The sequence below is a fragment of the Stenotrophomonas sp. 86156_Sma genome, from assembly GCF_056481625.1.
Genome location: NZ_CM151157.1, coordinates 1050540 through 1065314, shown reverse-complemented (window position 1 = coordinate 1065314; position 14775 = coordinate 1050540). Strand labels below are relative to the sequence as shown.

The following is a 14775-nucleotide window of genomic DNA, read 5'->3' as shown; positions in this document are numbered from 1 at the left end:
CATCAAGGACTACCGAAGCCGTGCCTGTGCAGAATGGCCTGGCCCTGCGCCGAGCGCACGAAGGCGATGAAGCGCTTTGCTTCGGCGGCATTGCGGCTGGTCTTCACCATCGCCAACGGATACGCGATACCACCGGCAACCGGCACCTGAAAGGCGCGCTGCACGCGCTCGCTCATCGCCTGCGCGTCGGTGGCGTAAACGAAGCCTGCATCCACTTCACCCCTTGCCACATAGTCCAGTGACTGGCGCACGTTCTGGGTGCTGATCATCTTGGCCTGCACCACCGGCCACACACCGGCCTGCTGCAGCGCACCGCGTGCATAGCGCCCAACCGGTACGCTGTCGGGATTGCCGATGGCAACGCGCTTCACATCGGCCTTGGTCAGCGCCGCCAACGTGGTCGGCTTGTTGCTGGCCTGCGGCGGCACCACCACCCACAGGCTGTTCTGCGCGAATACGTGCTGGGTTGCCGGATCGATCAGGCCTTCGGTATTGGCCTGTGCCATCGTGGTCTGGTCGGCCGAGGCCAGCACGTCGACCGGCGCGCCGCGTGCGATCTGCTGCAGCAAGGTGCCGGAGGCGGCGAAGTTCAGGTCCACCTTCGTGCCCGGGTTGGCCGTCTCGTATGCGCTGGATATCTCGCGGAAACTCTCGGTCAGGCTGGAAGCCGCGGAGACCGTCAGATCAGCTGCGCTTGCCGGCAGCGTGACGGCCAGCAACAACAACGCCCACAGCTTGTTCATGCATGCATCCTTGGTTGGGCATCATTCGCTTGCGTCATCGGTGGCCGCCATCAACGCCAGACGTTCCGGTTGCAGCAGGATGATCTCGCGCTGCTTCACCGCGATGACTTCTTCGTCGCTCAAACGCCGCAACACCCGGCTGGCCGTTTCCGGCGCCATGCGCAGGTAGTTGGCGATCTCGGTGCGGGTCATGGTCAGGTTGAAGCGGTGTGCCGAGAAGCCACGCCGCGCGTAGCGGCTGGAGATATCCAGCAGGAACGCCGCCATGCGCTCCTCGGTACGGTAATTGGCCGCCAACAGCAACGCCTTGCCGATCTCGGCACTGAGCAGGCTGAACAGCTTGGCCTGCAGGCCGGGCATGCGGCTGGCCAGCATGCTGATGCGCGGAAACGAGATACGGCACAGATGCACGGTATCCAACGCCACCGCATTGCAGGGATAACGCGATCCGTGGATGGCGTTCAGGCCGATAACTTCGCCAGGCAAGGCAAAGCCCAGCACCTGCTCGTTGCCAAGGCTGTCGTCGACGAAGGTCTTGACCATGCCGGCGCGCACCTCAGCGATTGCATCGAAGGGTTCACCCGCGCGGAAGATGTAGTCGCCCGCATGGTACGGCCCAACGTGGTCGACCATCACGTGCAGCTCGTTCAGCGCCGTCTTGTCATAGCCCTGCGAACTGCAGGCATCGGAGAACGCACAGGTCGTGCAGAAATGCAGCGCGTCACCGTCGCCGGCAGCGGCTGGATTCGGCGCCGCGGTTCCCAAGGGGCCGCGCGGTGGGGGTGTAGGTGACGTCATTCCGTTTTCAAGCAACAGCGGCCAAGGGGCGGAAGCACGCTGCGATCATACGCCACAGCAGCTCACCTTCGTTCTGGATCAACAGCATGTCGCCGTCACGGCGCAGCCAGCCGCGCTCGATGAACATGGCGACGCGGCTCCACGCGTGCTCGAAACAGGCGTCGAATGGCTGCGCGTTGCGCCATTCGAAGGCGCGCATGTCCAATGCGTGGTCGCAGGCCAGGCTCTGCACCACCTCATCGGTCATACGTTCATGCTCGGAAAGAATAAGCCCGGAGGATATTCCTGGCTGCCCAACCACCAGGCAGGCGCGCCAATGGCTCGGCTCAGGCTCGATGCGGCAGATGACATCGCCGATCTGGCTGAAGGCGCCCACACCAATGCCGAGCAGGTCATGGCGCTCGCGCCGCGGCACCCCGAGCAGGTCGCAATGACGCTGGCCATCGCCGTTGCGCAGCGGCATCGGCAGGTCCGGCCGCTGATAGTGATCGCCGCCAAGCGGCAGGTAGCCGCCTGCACGCAGCAGCCGCCATGCCTGCAGCCAGTCCGTTGGCAACGGGTACTCGGGCAGCAAGGCAGGCGATGGCAGGATGATGCGTTCGGGCGCCAGCTCCAGCACCCGCTGCAGCCGCTGCAGGAACGACACATCGGCGTAGCACGGCACGCGCAGCTGGTAGTAACACGCGGTAAAGCCGGTCTGCTGGGCTTGGGCCAGCATCGCCGGGCCATTGACGCCGGCATGGTCGATCACCGTCATCCGCGTGCAGCCGACCTCGCGCAATGCAGCCGGTGCGACATCGCTGGCCGCATCCAGGCGCACCTCAACCTGCGGCCGGGCGATGGTGCACAGCTGCTCCGGCACCGCGTCCAACAGGCGGCCCAGCAGGGCGGGCGGCAGATGCTCGACGATACCCGGCTGCAGCACCATGGCCGCCACTTCGCGATCGCTGGCCAGCATGTTCGCATGCAGGCGCACGCACACCAGCAACGCGTCCAGCACGTTCTCGGCGCGCTCCAGCTCATGTGGGGGTGCGCAGAAACCCAGCGTCAACGCACGTGGAATCAGATGCTCGTTGCTGGCCTGCATGGCCGCACGCCAGCCCGCCTCGGCGAAGCCGGGGCTCAGCTCCGCCGGCGCCGGGAACAACACGTGCGCGGGTTGCTGCAGCAATGCAACATGCAATGTGGCGTCATCCATCCCGGCGGTCTCTACTGGCATGCAAGCATCCTCGCGCAGCGACCGCCGGGTTTCACTGATCTGGATCAAGCCCGGCGCTGTTTCTCCGCGGCGGCGGCGTCGATGGCTTCAGGCAGGTCGGTCTCACGATCCAGCTGCGGGAAGTTGCGACGCTCCATCCGCCGGATGGCGAAGTGCATCCAAGCCAGGGAAATGCTGACCAGCACGAACAGCAGCATGAAGCAGCTGCTCCAGATGCCGAGCGCATCGTTCAACGCGCCGAACACGATCGGCAGGATGAAGCCGCCGAGGCCACCGATCATGCCGACCACACCGCCGACCGAGCCCACATGCTGCGGGTAATAGACCGGGATGTGCTTGTACACCGCGGCCTTGCCCAGCGACATGAAGAAGCCGAGCACGAACACCAGCATGGTGAACAAGGTCACGCTGATTGCCAGATGGAAGCTGATCTCGCCATGGATGCCCTGCACGATGTAGCGGGTATCCGGATAGGCCAGGATGAAGGTGCAAATCGACGACACACCCAGCGTCCAGTACATCACCCTGCGCGCACCGATGCGGTCGGACATCCAACCGCCCACCACCCGGAACAGGCTGGCCGGGATCGAATAGCACGCGGCCAACACGCCCGCTGTAGCGACGTCCATGCCGTAGGCGCCGACCAGATAGTGCGGCAGCCACAGTGCCAGGGCGACGAAGCCGCCGAATACGAAGAAGTAGTACAGCGAGAAGCGCCACACCTGCAGGTTCTTCAGCGGCGCCATCTGCTGGGCGAAGGACATCGGCTTGACGCCGCTGCGACGGCGCTCTTCCAGCGACGGGTCTTCCTTGCTGAACAGATAGAACAGCACCGCGGTAACCGCCAGCCCAACCGCCCACAGCTTGGCCACCATCATCCAACCGGACGCCACCATCACCAGCGGTGCCAGCAGCTTGGTCACTGCCGAGCCGATATTGCCGGCCCCGAAGATGCCCAATGCGGTGCCCTGCTTCTCCGGCGGGAACCACTTGGAGACATAAGTGACGCCGACCGAGAAGTTGCCGCCGGCAATGCCGACAAACAACGCCGCCAGCAGGAACTGCGGATAGGTTTCAGCGTAGGTCAGCAGCCACGTTGCCACCGCGCCGCACAACATCACCAAGGTCATCACCTTGCGGCCGCCGAACTGGTCGGACCAGATGCCGAGGAAGACGCGGATCACAGAGCCGGTCAGCACCGGGGTTGCAATCAGCAGGCCGAACTGGGTGTCGTTCAGACCCAGCTGCTTGCTGATCTGGATGCCGATGATGGCGAAAATCATCCACACCGCGAAGCACATGGTGAAGGCGAACGTGCTCAACCACAGCGCACGTTGTTGTTCGCCGCTGCTGATGTTCTGTAGATTCTGGCTCATTGCCACTCCTGGGGGTTACGTTCTACTCAGCCTGTGCTTCGATGTCTTCAAGCCCGCGCACCGGGTAGCGCTCGCGCAGCTCAAGCAGGAACTGCTGCAGGTCGCGTTGGCGCACCTGTAGTTCCAGGTAGTCACTGATCTGCGCCCGCACCTGCTCGAAGGTAAGCGCCGTGCCGGCTTCCAGCGCATCGATGCTGACCACGTGGTAGCCCCAGCGCGATTCCACCGGGAACCCGGCCAAGCCTTGTCGCAGGCGGAATACCTGGCGATCGAACTCCGGCGTAGTCTGGCCGCGTTGCAGCCAGCCCAGATCGCCGCCTTCGCTGCTGGACGGGCATTGCGAGTGACGCGCGGCCAGATCGGCAAACAGATGCGGCTGTTCCAGCAGTTCGGCGATCAGCTTCTCGGCCAGGGTGCGGGCTTTCAGCCGGCCGGCGATATCGTCGGCCGGTGCCGCCAGCAGGATGTGGCGTACGCGGATGCGGTCCGGTGAGCGGAAACGCTCGGGGTTTTGCGCAAAGTAACGCTGGCAGTCGTCTTCGCTGGGCACGCGGTCTACCAGCGCCTGTTCGATCAGCTGCTGGATGCGTGCTTCCTCGCTGGTCTCCTGGCCGACGCCGGGGACATCGGCCAGGCCAAGCCGTTCGGCTTCCAGCCGCAGCAGTTCGCGCACCACCAGCGCACGCGCCGCATCGGCACGCGACTGCTCCGGGCGCATCGCCCGGTGGTACTGCATCTCGCGGGCGATATCGGCCTCGCTGATCGGCGTGTCCTGCACGTACAGGCTGCACGGTGCCGGTTGGCCGAGGCCACGGGTTCCCGCATCCTGTTCGTGATGGTGGCCGGCTTCGGCCGGCACCGACTTGTCCGAGTCGATCACCGTGATCGGAAGTATGCGTGGCAGGCTGCCCATGGCTTACTCCCGCGGACCGTAGCGCAGCGTGGCCTGACGACGACGCACCACCTGGTACGGCCGCCACAGGTAACTGATCGGCACGCTCCACACATGCACCAGACGGGTGAACGGTGCGATCAGCACCAGCGTCAGGCCGAGGAAGATGTGCGCTTTGTAGACCCAATGCACGCCTTCGACATAATCGGCCGCGCCGGCACGAAAGGTGACGATGTGCTGCGCCCACTCGGCCAGCATCACCATCACCCCGCCGTCCAGATGGCCGGCCGAGACCTTGATGCTGTACAGGCCAAGACAGAGCTGAGCGAACAGCAGCACCAGCACCAGCGTGTCGCCAAAGCTGCCGATGGCGCGGACCCGCGCATTGGTCAGCCGCCGCACCAGCAAAATGGTGATGCCGACGAAGCACAGCGCGCCGAAGAAGCCACCGACCACCATCGCCAGCAACTGTTTCTGCGAGGAGGTGATGAAGGGCTCATACAACGCATGCGGGGTCAGCAGGCCGACAAAGTGGCCACCAAGGATGGCGATGATGCCGATGTGGAAGCAGTTGCTGCCAATACGCATGCCACGGTCGGACAGCAACTGGGTGGAGCCGGTACGCCAGCTGTACATGGCCTTGTCATAACGCGCCCAGCTGCCGATCAACAGCACCGCCACCGCGATGTAGGGATAGAACTGGAAGGCGAACTGATTGACGTAATTCATGGCTGGATCTCCCGCGGCTGCGCGCGTGCCGGTGAACGATGGGGTGGGTCGCAATCCTGCGAAGGCGCATCGGTGCCGAAGCGCACCGCCTCTTCCTCCCACAGGCTGTCCATGGCTTCGACGGTGTCGTCGCGCACTTCCTCGCTTGCCCGTTGCCGCAGCACCGCCAAGTTGACCTTGCCTTCGCCGGCCTCGACCAGGATTTCCAGCAACACCGCATGCGGCAGCTGCCGCTCGGCCGCACGCGCGGCGAGCATGCCGGCGATGTGGCCGATGTGGTGCAGCCAGTCCTTGGCCTCGGCCTGCGGCCGGTGCGAGAGGTATTCCAGCAACAGCGGCAGATAATCCGGCAGTTCGCGCGCATCCAGCTCGAAACCGTTCTTGCGATAGGCGTCGATCAGGTCGACCATGGCCTGACCACGGTCGCGCGACTCGCCATGGATGTGTTCGAACACCAGCAGGCTCATCGAGCGGCCACGGTCGAAGGTGGACAACCAGCGGTCCTGCGCATCCAGCGGATCACTGGCCAGCAGCTCGCGTACGAAGGCCTGCAACTGCCCGCGACGGGCCGGCGACAGCGCCGGATCGTCGCAGGCCTCAAGCAGCTCCTCGCCATGCTGCCAAAGCTCGTCACGCGGGTAATCCAGCAATACACCAATCAGCTTGAGCACACTCATTTCGTCACCTCGTGCCGGTGCTGGCGGTTGGGATGCACCGCAAAGGTGGTGTTCTTGCGTTGGCTGAACAGATCGGCCGGGCTGTCACCGTTGCAGCCATTGCCGAAGGTGAAGCCGCAACCGCCACGTTCGCCGAAGGCGTCGTTGGCGTACTCGCGGTGCGCGCTGGGTATCACGAAGCGGTCCTCGTAGTTGGCGATGGCCAGGTAGCGGTACATCTCTTCGACCTGCGCCGGGGTCAAACCAACCTGCTCAAGCACGCGCATGTCTTCCACGCCATCGACGTTCTTGCCGCGCCGCCAGGCACGCATTGCCATCAAGCGTTCCAGCGCCCGCACAACCGGCGCTTCGTCACCCGCCGTCAGCAGGTTGGCTAGGTAACGCACCGGAATACGCAGCGAAGCGATATCCGGCAGCTCGCCGCTCATGCCGACGTGGCCACGCTCGGCCGCCGACTGGATCGGCGACAACGGCGGCACATACCAGACCATCGGCAAGGTGCGGTATTCCGGGTGCAACGGCAGTGCCAGCTTCCAGTCGATGGCCATCTTGTAGACCGGCGACTGCTTGGCCGATTCCAGCCAGCTGTCGGGGATGCCTTCGGCACGCGCGGCTTCGATCACCGCCGGGTCGAACGGATCCAGGAAGATGTCCAGGTGGGCCTGGTACAGGTCCTTCTCCGCCGCCACCGATGCGGCCTCGGCAATGCGGTCGGCGTCGTACAGCATCACCCCGAGGTAGCGGATGCGGCCCACGCAGGTTTCCGAACACACGGTGGGCTCGCCCATCTCGATGCGCGGGTAGCAGAAGATGCACTTCTCGGATTTGCCGCTTTTCCAGTTGTAATAGATCTTCTTGTACGGGCAGGCCGACACGCACATGCGCCAGCCACGGCACTTGTCCTGGTCGATCAGCACGATGCCGTCTTCCTCGCGCTTGTAGATCGCACCGGATGGGCAGGCTGACACGCAGGCCGGATTGAGGCAGTGCTCGCACAGGCGTGGCAGGTACATCATGAAGGTCTTCTCGAAGGCGCCGTAGATTTCCTTCTGCACCTTGTCGAAGTTGTAGTCACGCGAGCGCTTGGAGAACTCGGTACCGAGGATTTCCTCCCAGTTCGGGCCCCACTCGATCTTTTCCATGCGCTGCCCGGTCAGCAGCGAGCGCGGCCGTGCGGTCGGCTGATGCTTCAGCTCGGGCGCGTCGTGCAGGTGCTGGTAATCGAAATCGAACGGCTCATAGTAGTCGTCGATCTGCGGCAGGTCGGGGTTGGAGAAGATCTTGGCCAGCATGCGCCAGCGGCCGCCGGCGCGCGGCACCAGCTTGCCGGCGCTGGTGCGCACCCAGCCGCCGTTCCACTTGTCCTGGTTTTCCCATTCCTTGGGGTAGCCGATACCGGGCTTGGTTTCAACGTTGTTGAACCAGGCGTATTCCACGCCTTCGCGCGAGGTCCACACGTTCTTGCAGGTGATCGAGCAGGTGTGGCAGCCGATGCACTTGTCCAGGTTCAATACCATCGCAATCTGGGCACGTACTTTCATCACACCACCTCCCGTGCGGCGACAACGGACTCTTCACCATCCAGCCAATCGATCTTGTCCATCTTGCGCACGATCACGAACTCATCGCGGTTGGTACCGCAGGTACCGTAGTAGTTGAAGCCCCATGCCAGCTGCGCGTAGCCGCCGATCATGTGGGTGGGCTTGAGCACGATGCGGGTCACCGAGTTGTGGATGCCGCCACGGGTGCCGGAAATCTCCGAACCCGGCACGTTGATGATGCGTTCCTGGGCGTGGTACATCATCGCCATGCCCGACATCACCCGCTGACTGACTACCGCACGCGCGGCAATCGCACCGTTGACGTTGAACAGCTCGATCCAGTCGTTGTCCTCGATGCCGGCACTGCGCGCGTCGTCCTCGCTCAGCCAGACGATCGGACCACCACGCGACAGTGTCTGCATGATCAGGTTGTCGCTATAGGTGCTGTGGATGCCCCACTTCTGGTGCGGGGTGATCCAGTTCAGCACGATCTCCTTGTTGCCGTTGGAGCGCTTGTTGAGCAGCGGCTCCACCGTGCGGGTGTTGACCGGCGGCCGGTAGCTCATGAAGGCCTCACCGAAGTCGATCATCCACTCGTGGTCCTGGTAGAACTGCTGGCGACCGGTGATCGTGCGCCACGGAATCAGCTCGTGCACATTGGTATAGCCGGCGTTGTAGCTGACGTTGTCGTCTTCCAGCCCGGACCAGATGGGCGAGGAAATGATCTTGCGCGGCTGTGCCTGGATGTCACGGAAGCGGATTGCCTCATGTTCCTTGCCCAGCGCCAGATGGGCGTGCTCGCGGCCGGTGAAGGTGCTCAGCGATTCCCAGGCCTTGACCGCGACATGCCCGTTGGTTTCCGGGGCCAGATGCAGCACCACTTCGCAGGCATCAATCGCTGTGTCGATGGATGGCCGGCCCTTGCTGATGCCTTCTTCCAGCACGGTGTGGTTGAGCTTGCCGAGGAATTCAACCTCGTGCTTGGTATCCCAGCTCATGCCCTTGCCGCCATTGCCCAGCTTGTCAAGCAATGGACCGAGCGAGGTGAACTTGCGGTAGAGATTGGGGTAGTCGCGCTCGACCACGGTCATGCTCGGCATGGTCTTGCCGGGGATGGCCTCGCACTCGCCCTTCTTCCAGTCGGCCACGCCGAACGGCATGCCCAGCTCGTTGGGCGTGTCGTGCAGGGTCGGCACCAGCACCAGATCCTTTTCGACACCGAGCACGCCCGGTGCCATGTCGCTCAGCGTGCGTGCAACGCCCTTGAAGATGTCCCAATCGCTGCGCGATTCCCAGGCCGGGTCCACCGCCTTGGACAGCGGATGGATGAAGGGATGCATGTCGGAGGTGTTGAGGTCGTCCTTCTCGTACCAGGTGGCAGTCGGCAGCACGATGTCCGAATACAGCGCGGTGGTGCACATGCGGAAATCCAGCGTCACCAGCAGATCGAGCTTGCCTTCCGGCGCCTCGTCATGCCACTTCACGTCCTCGGGCTTGACCGCGCCCATCTCGCCCAGATCCTTGCCCTGCAGGCCGTGACGGGTGCCGAGCAGATGCCGCAGCATGTACTCGTGGCCCTTGCCGGAGGAACCGAGCAGATTGGAGCGCCAGATGAACATCATGCGCGGGTGGTTCTGCGCCGCATCGGGATCGGCGAAGGCGAAGTCCAGCGAGCCGTCCTTGAACTTGGACAGCGCGTAGTCGGCCGGTGCGATGCCGGCCTGTTCGGCCTCGCGCACCAGCTGCAGCGGGTTGCGGTCCAGCTGCGGTGCACTCGGCAACCAGCCCATGCGCACCGCGCGCAGGTTGAGGTCGGCCAGGCTGCCGCTGTACTTGGAGGCATCGGCCAGCGGCGACAGCAGTTCGTCCACCTGCAGCTTTTCGTAACGCCACTGCCCGGTGTTGAAGTAGAAGAACGAGGTGCCGTTCATCTGGCGCGGCGGACGGCTCCAATCCAGGCCAAACGCCAGCGGCTGCCAGCCGGTCTGCGGACGCAGTTTTTCCTGCCCCACGTAATGCGCCCAGCCACCGCCGGTCTGGCCCACGCAGCCGCACATGACCAGCATGTTGATCAGGCCACGGTAGTTCATGTCGTTGTGGAACCAGTGGTTCATGCCGGCGCCGACGATGATCATGCTGCGACCATGGGTTTTGTCGGCAGTGCGGGCGAACTCGCGGGCGATTTCTATCACCTCGGCGCGTGACACGCCGGTGATGCGTTCCTGCCAGGCCGGCGTACCCGGCACATTCTCGTCGAAGCTTTTGGCGACATTGGCGCCGCCAAAGCCGCGATCCACGCCGTACTGCGCGAGCAGCAGGTCGTACACCGTCGCCACCAGTGCTTCGCCACCATCGGCCAGCGGCAGGCGGCGCAGCGGGATGTTGCGATCAAGCACTTCTTCGGCCGGCGCAGCGGTCCAGCCGTCGCTCTCAATGCCACCGAAATACGGGAAGCTCACTGCTTCGATACCGTCGTGGATATCGGCAAGGCTCAGCCGCAGGCGGGTTTCATGGCCATCACTGGCTTTTTCCTCGATGTTCCACTTGCCCTTTTCACCCCAGCGGAAGCCGACCGAGCCGTTCGGCACGGTGACATCGCCGCTGTTCTCGTCGAACGCCAGCGTCTTCCATTCGGGGTTGTTGCTCTCGCCCAGCCCGCCCAGCTCACTTGCGCGCAGGAAGTGGCCCGGCACCAGGCGGCCGTCGGCGCGTCGCTCCACACGCACCAGCATCGGCATGTCCGAGTACTTGCGGCAGTAGTCCTGGAAGTACTGCGAGGGCGTATCGACGTGGAACTCGCGCAGGATCACGTGGCCGAAGGCGAACGCCAGCGCGGCGTCGGTGCCCTGCTTGGGGTGTAGCCAATGGTCGGTGAGCTTGGCCAGCTCGGAATAGTCGGGGCAGATCGACACCGTCTTGGTGCCGTTGTAGCGCGCCTCGGTGAAGAAGTGCGCGTCGGGCGTGCGCGTCTGCGGCACGTTCGAGCCCCAGGCGATGATGTAGCGGCTGTTGTACCAATCAGCCGATTCGGGCACGTCGGTCTGCTCGCCCCACACCTGCGGCGAGGCCGGCGGCAGATCGCAGTACCAATCGTAGAAGGAAAGACAGGCACCACCGAGCAGCGACAGGTAGCGCGCACCGGCCGCGTAGGACACCATCGACATCGCCGGAATCGGCGAGAAACCGACGATGCGGTCCGGGCCGAACTCCTTGGTGGTGTAAAGGTTGGAGGCAGCGATGATTTCGTTAGCCTCGTCCCAGTTCAATCGAACGAATCCGCCCATGCCACGCCGACGCTTGTACTCGCGCGACTTGGCCGGGTCCTGCACGATGCTGCCCCAGGCTTCGACCGGTGACATGGTCTTGCGGGCCTGCCGCCACATGCGCAGCAAGGTGCCGCGGATCAGCGGATATTTCAGCCGGTTGGCGCTGTACAGGTACCAGGAATAGCTGGCACCACGCGGGCAGCCGCGCGGTTCGTGATTGGGCAGGTCCGGGCGGGTGCGCGGGTAGTCGGTCTGCTGGGTTTCCCAGGTGACCAGGCCATTCTTGACGTAGATCTTCCAGCTGCACGAGCCGGTGCAGTTCACGCCGTGGGTGGAGCGCACGATCTTGTCGTACTGCCAACGGGCGCGATAACTGTTTTCCCAGTCCCGCCCTTCGCTCTTGCTGAACCCATGGCCATCGGCGAAGGGTTGTGGATCACGCTTGAAGAACTGCAAGCGATCAAGGAAATAGCTCATGGTGAATCTCCGTTCGCAAACTGCTGCATCGTGGCTGTGTGTGTCATCTGGCTGCGGTGCATTGCTTTCTCAGCAGGGGGTTTCGGCCCCGCGCCGGTAGTACCACCACCAGGTGACGACCAGGCAGGTGATGTAGAACGCAATGAAGCCGTACAGCGCCATATCCGGGCTGCCGGTCAAGGTGATCGATGAGCCGTAGCTCTTGGGAATGAAAAAGCCGCCGTAGGCACCGATGGCGCCGGAGAAGCCGACCACGGCGGCCGATTCAATGCTGGCCTGGTGGGCAGCGGCCTTCTTGCCTTCGGCGCCTTCATTGGCCGACAGGCGCTCATGCAGGGTGCGGAAGATCACCGGGATCATCCGGAACGTGGTGCCGTTGCCGATGCCGCTGAGCACGAACAAGGCCATGAACGAGAGCAGGAAACCGTAGAAGTTGCCGCCCTGGCCATTGCTTGGCAGGAAGTGCAGCACGCCGAACACCGCCGCGATCATCAGTGCGAACACCCAGAACGTCAGCCGCGCACCGCCCCAGCGGTCGGCCAGGCTGCCGCCCACCGAGCGCATCAACGCGCCCAGCAGCGGACCGATGAAGGCATAGGCCAGCGGGTTCACATCCGGGAACTGGCTCTTGACCAGCATCGGGAAACCGGCAGAAAAGCCGATGTAGGAACCAAAGGTGCCGATGTACAACCAGCACATCAGCCAGTTGTGCTTGCGGCGGAAGATCACCGCCTGCTCGGAGAACGAAGAGCGGGCGCTGGTCAGGTCGTTCATGCCGAACCAGGCCGCAATCGCGAACAAGGCGATGAAGGGCACCCAGATGAAGCCGGCGTTCTGCACGAACAATGGCGCGCCGCCATCAACCACCGCTTGCGGTGCACCGCCCAGCGCGCCAAATACGCCCACCGTGATCACCAGCGGCACTACCGCCTGCGACACCGATACGCCGACATTGCCCAGACCCGCGTTCAAGCCCAGCGCCATGCCCTGACGTTGCTTGGGATAGAAGAACGAGATGTTGGACATCGAGGAGGAGAAGTTGGCGCCACCAAAGCCGCACAGGATCGCGATCAACACGAACACCCAGTACGGCGTGGCCGGGTTCTGCACCGCGAAGCCCAGCCACAAGGTGGGCAGCAACAGCGAGGCGGTGGACAAGGCCGTCCAACGGCGGCCACCGAAGATCGGGATCACGAAGGAGTAGAAGATGCGCAGCGTCGCGCCGGAAAGACTGGGCAAGGCCACCAGCCAGAACAACTGATCGGTACTGAAGGCAAACCCGATTTTCGGCAGGCTGATGGTCACCGCCGAAAACAGCACCCACACCGAGAACGCCAGCAGCAGCGCGGGGATGGATATGACCAGGTTGCGGGTGGCAACGCGTTTACCGGTCTGCTCCCAGTAAACCGGATCTTCCGGCCGCCAATCGGTGATGACACCGCCGGGACCGGGCCTGCTGTTTTTTACGGCATCGCGACTGACACTCATGCAACGCTCCAAGGCTGTTTGATACGGCGCTGGTTCTGCTGTGCTGTTGCCTGCCCAGTCGCCACGGCGTCATTAAGCCCGGCGGCCCTGGGGCCGGTATTGATCTTGATCAACCAAAGGCGCCATAACGGCGCCTACCTGACAAATATCAATCTGCGGCGACGCTGACGTCGCTTGCACGGCGCTGCACGCCACGCTGGCGCACGCTGTCACGTACATCGACATCAAACTGAAGATGCAGCGGTTGCGGTTGCAGGGGGAGTTCGTAAGAGAGTCCATCACGGCACGGCAGGCGCTGCTGCAACGCTAGCACATCCTCCTGAGGCAGCGCGAACCGCAGCGCCGTGACGCTGCCATCCAGCCGCGCCTGTTCGCCTGCATGCAGCTGCAGCGCGCAGGAAAAGCCGCCCAGTGCCCCCAGGTCGGTCCGGCTGGTCACCCACTGCCCCGCCAACAACTCGGCCAGCTCGTTTTCGTCAATGCGCAGTCGTACGGACTGCGACTGGATCTGCACTTTCATGAGGCAGAGCCTCCCATTGGATGGGGGTATTGCAGTTCAGCAGACGGGCATCGCCATCGTCGGGCAGGCGCAGCTCGATGCTGCCCAGCTGTCGCTGCAGGCGGTACAACGAGCGCGGCCCGTTCACGTCCATCACCATCGACTGCAACAGGGTGCGACAGCTGCGGTCAATGTTCAACCGCATTGGCAGCGGTTGCCCGCGGAAATGCACGCAGCGAGCGTCACCTGCGTCACGCAACCGCCAAAGAAGTTGCCGGTCGAGCAGCGGCATGTCCACCGCCACCACCCAGACAGGGCCATCCGGCAGCGTCTTCACCACGCTGTAGAGCCCCCCCAACGGACCGCAGCGCGGCACCAGGTCGGGGACCGACTCGACCCCCGGCAGCACCGGGTAGCTGCCGCTGACCCGTAGCGTCTGCGCACCCGCGGCCTGCAGCAGCGCGCACATGTGCGCCAGCAGGGACCTGCCCTGCCAACGCAGCAAGGCCTTGTCCTGGCCCATGCGGCTGGACAGGCCACCGGCCAGCACGATGCCGGCCATGGCCGGCAGGTCAGTGGGCGTGATCGTGGACATGTCCGTCGTCGGCGTGCTCGGCGCTGGGTTGGCACAGGCTGCAGCCTTCGCTCCACTCGCTGTCGCCATCCTGGTAATGCTCCTGCTTCCAGATCGGCGAGCGGTGTTTGACCGCCTCGATCAGCTGCCGGCAGGCACGGAAAGCCTCGTCACGGTGGGGACTGCCGGCGGCAACAACCACCGCCACCTCACCCACCGCCAGGCGGCCCCTGGCGTGGGCCACGTACAGCTTGATGCGCGGGCCGAACTCGGACTCCACCTCGGCCACCAGGCGCTGGAACTCGTTGAGTACCAGCGGCTCGAACATGTCATAGGTGATGCCCTGCACCGCGCGCCCTTGGTTCAGGTCGCGCACCTTGCCGATGAATACATCGATGCCGCCAAAGCCGGGGTCGGACACAAAAGCGATGCCCTCGCCCGGATCAATCGCGGCGGCGCTGCGCTCGACCACTTTCCATAGATTTTCCGCGCTCAT

The 14775-nt window shown here is 63.9% G+C and carries 13 protein-coding genes; all 13 read right to left on the bottom strand.

The window, feature by feature from the left end; genetic code table 11:
* Nucleotides 1–2: 2 nt before the first annotated feature.
* The 13 genes from modA to ACZK33_RS04915 all read right to left on the bottom strand — a co-directional run bounded on the left by modA (nt 3) and on the right by ACZK33_RS04915 (nt 14775).
* Nucleotides 3–743, bottom strand: a complete 741-nt coding sequence (gene modA, locus ACZK33_RS04975; RefSeq protein WP_099475669.1) for a molybdate ABC transporter substrate-binding protein — start codon at nt 741–743, stop codon at nt 3–5.
* A 21-nt stretch (nt 744–764) separates the two neighbouring features.
* A complete protein-coding gene (locus tag ACZK33_RS04970; protein WP_478454186.1) occupies nt 765–1541 on the bottom strand; it encodes a helix-turn-helix domain-containing protein in 777 nt (258 codons plus the stop codon).
* Between the two features lie 7 nt (nt 1542–1548).
* Nucleotides 1549–2760, bottom strand: a complete 1212-nt coding sequence (locus ACZK33_RS04965; protein ID WP_099589920.1) for an oxygen-independent coproporphyrinogen III oxidase — start codon at nt 2758–2760, stop codon at nt 1549–1551.
* Nucleotides 2761–2804: 44 nt separating this feature from the next.
* Entirely contained in the window at nt 2805–4136 is a 1332-nt protein-coding gene (locus ACZK33_RS04960) for an MFS transporter (protein ID WP_099589919.1), read from the bottom strand.
* A 22-nt stretch (nt 4137–4158) separates the two neighbouring features.
* Entirely contained in the window at nt 4159–5049 is an 891-nt protein-coding gene (locus tag ACZK33_RS04955; protein WP_236509025.1) for a peptidylprolyl isomerase, read from the bottom strand.
* Between the two features lie 3 nt (nt 5050–5052).
* Nucleotides 5053–5757, bottom strand: a complete 705-nt coding sequence (gene narI, locus ACZK33_RS04950) for a respiratory nitrate reductase subunit gamma (protein WP_099589917.1) — start codon at nt 5755–5757, stop codon at nt 5053–5055.
* Nucleotides 5754–6434, bottom strand: coding sequence for a nitrate reductase molybdenum cofactor assembly chaperone (gene narJ, locus ACZK33_RS04945; protein ID WP_057627037.1), 681 nt, complete (start codon nt 6432–6434; stop codon nt 5754–5756). The genes narI and narJ overlap by 4 nt, the downstream gene beginning before the upstream one ends.
* On the bottom strand, nt 6431–7975 hold the full coding sequence (narH, locus tag ACZK33_RS04940; RefSeq protein ID WP_099589916.1) for a nitrate reductase subunit beta: 1545 nt from the start codon (nt 7973–7975) through the stop codon (nt 6431–6433). The genes narJ and narH overlap by 4 nt, the downstream gene beginning before the upstream one ends.
* Complete coding sequence (locus ACZK33_RS04935) at nt 7975–11718, bottom strand: nitrate reductase subunit alpha (protein WP_100449530.1); 3744 nt, start codon at nt 11716–11718, stop codon at nt 7975–7977. The genes narH and ACZK33_RS04935 overlap by 1 nt, the downstream gene beginning before the upstream one ends.
* A 69-nt stretch (nt 11719–11787) precedes the next feature.
* Nucleotides 11788–13206, bottom strand: a complete 1419-nt coding sequence (locus tag ACZK33_RS04930) for a NarK family nitrate/nitrite MFS transporter (RefSeq protein ID WP_099589914.1) — start codon at nt 13204–13206, stop codon at nt 11788–11790.
* Between the two features lie 148 nt (nt 13207–13354).
* Nucleotides 13355–13726: a DUF7009 family protein gene (locus tag ACZK33_RS04925; protein ID WP_099475678.1), complete on the bottom strand. Its 372-nt coding sequence runs from the start codon at nt 13724–13726 to the stop codon at nt 13355–13357.
* Nucleotides 13683–14300 carry a molybdenum cofactor guanylyltransferase gene (locus ACZK33_RS04920; protein WP_049450912.1) on the bottom strand — a complete coding sequence of 206 codons (618 nt, stop codon included), beginning with the start codon at nt 14298–14300 and terminating at the stop codon, nt 13683–13685. The genes ACZK33_RS04925 and ACZK33_RS04920 overlap by 44 nt, the downstream gene beginning before the upstream one ends.
* Complete coding sequence (locus ACZK33_RS04915) at nt 14278–14775, bottom strand: molybdenum cofactor biosynthesis protein MoaE (RefSeq protein WP_100449529.1); 498 nt, start codon at nt 14773–14775, stop codon at nt 14278–14280. Before ACZK33_RS04915 ends, ACZK33_RS04920 begins: the two co-directional genes overlap by 23 nt.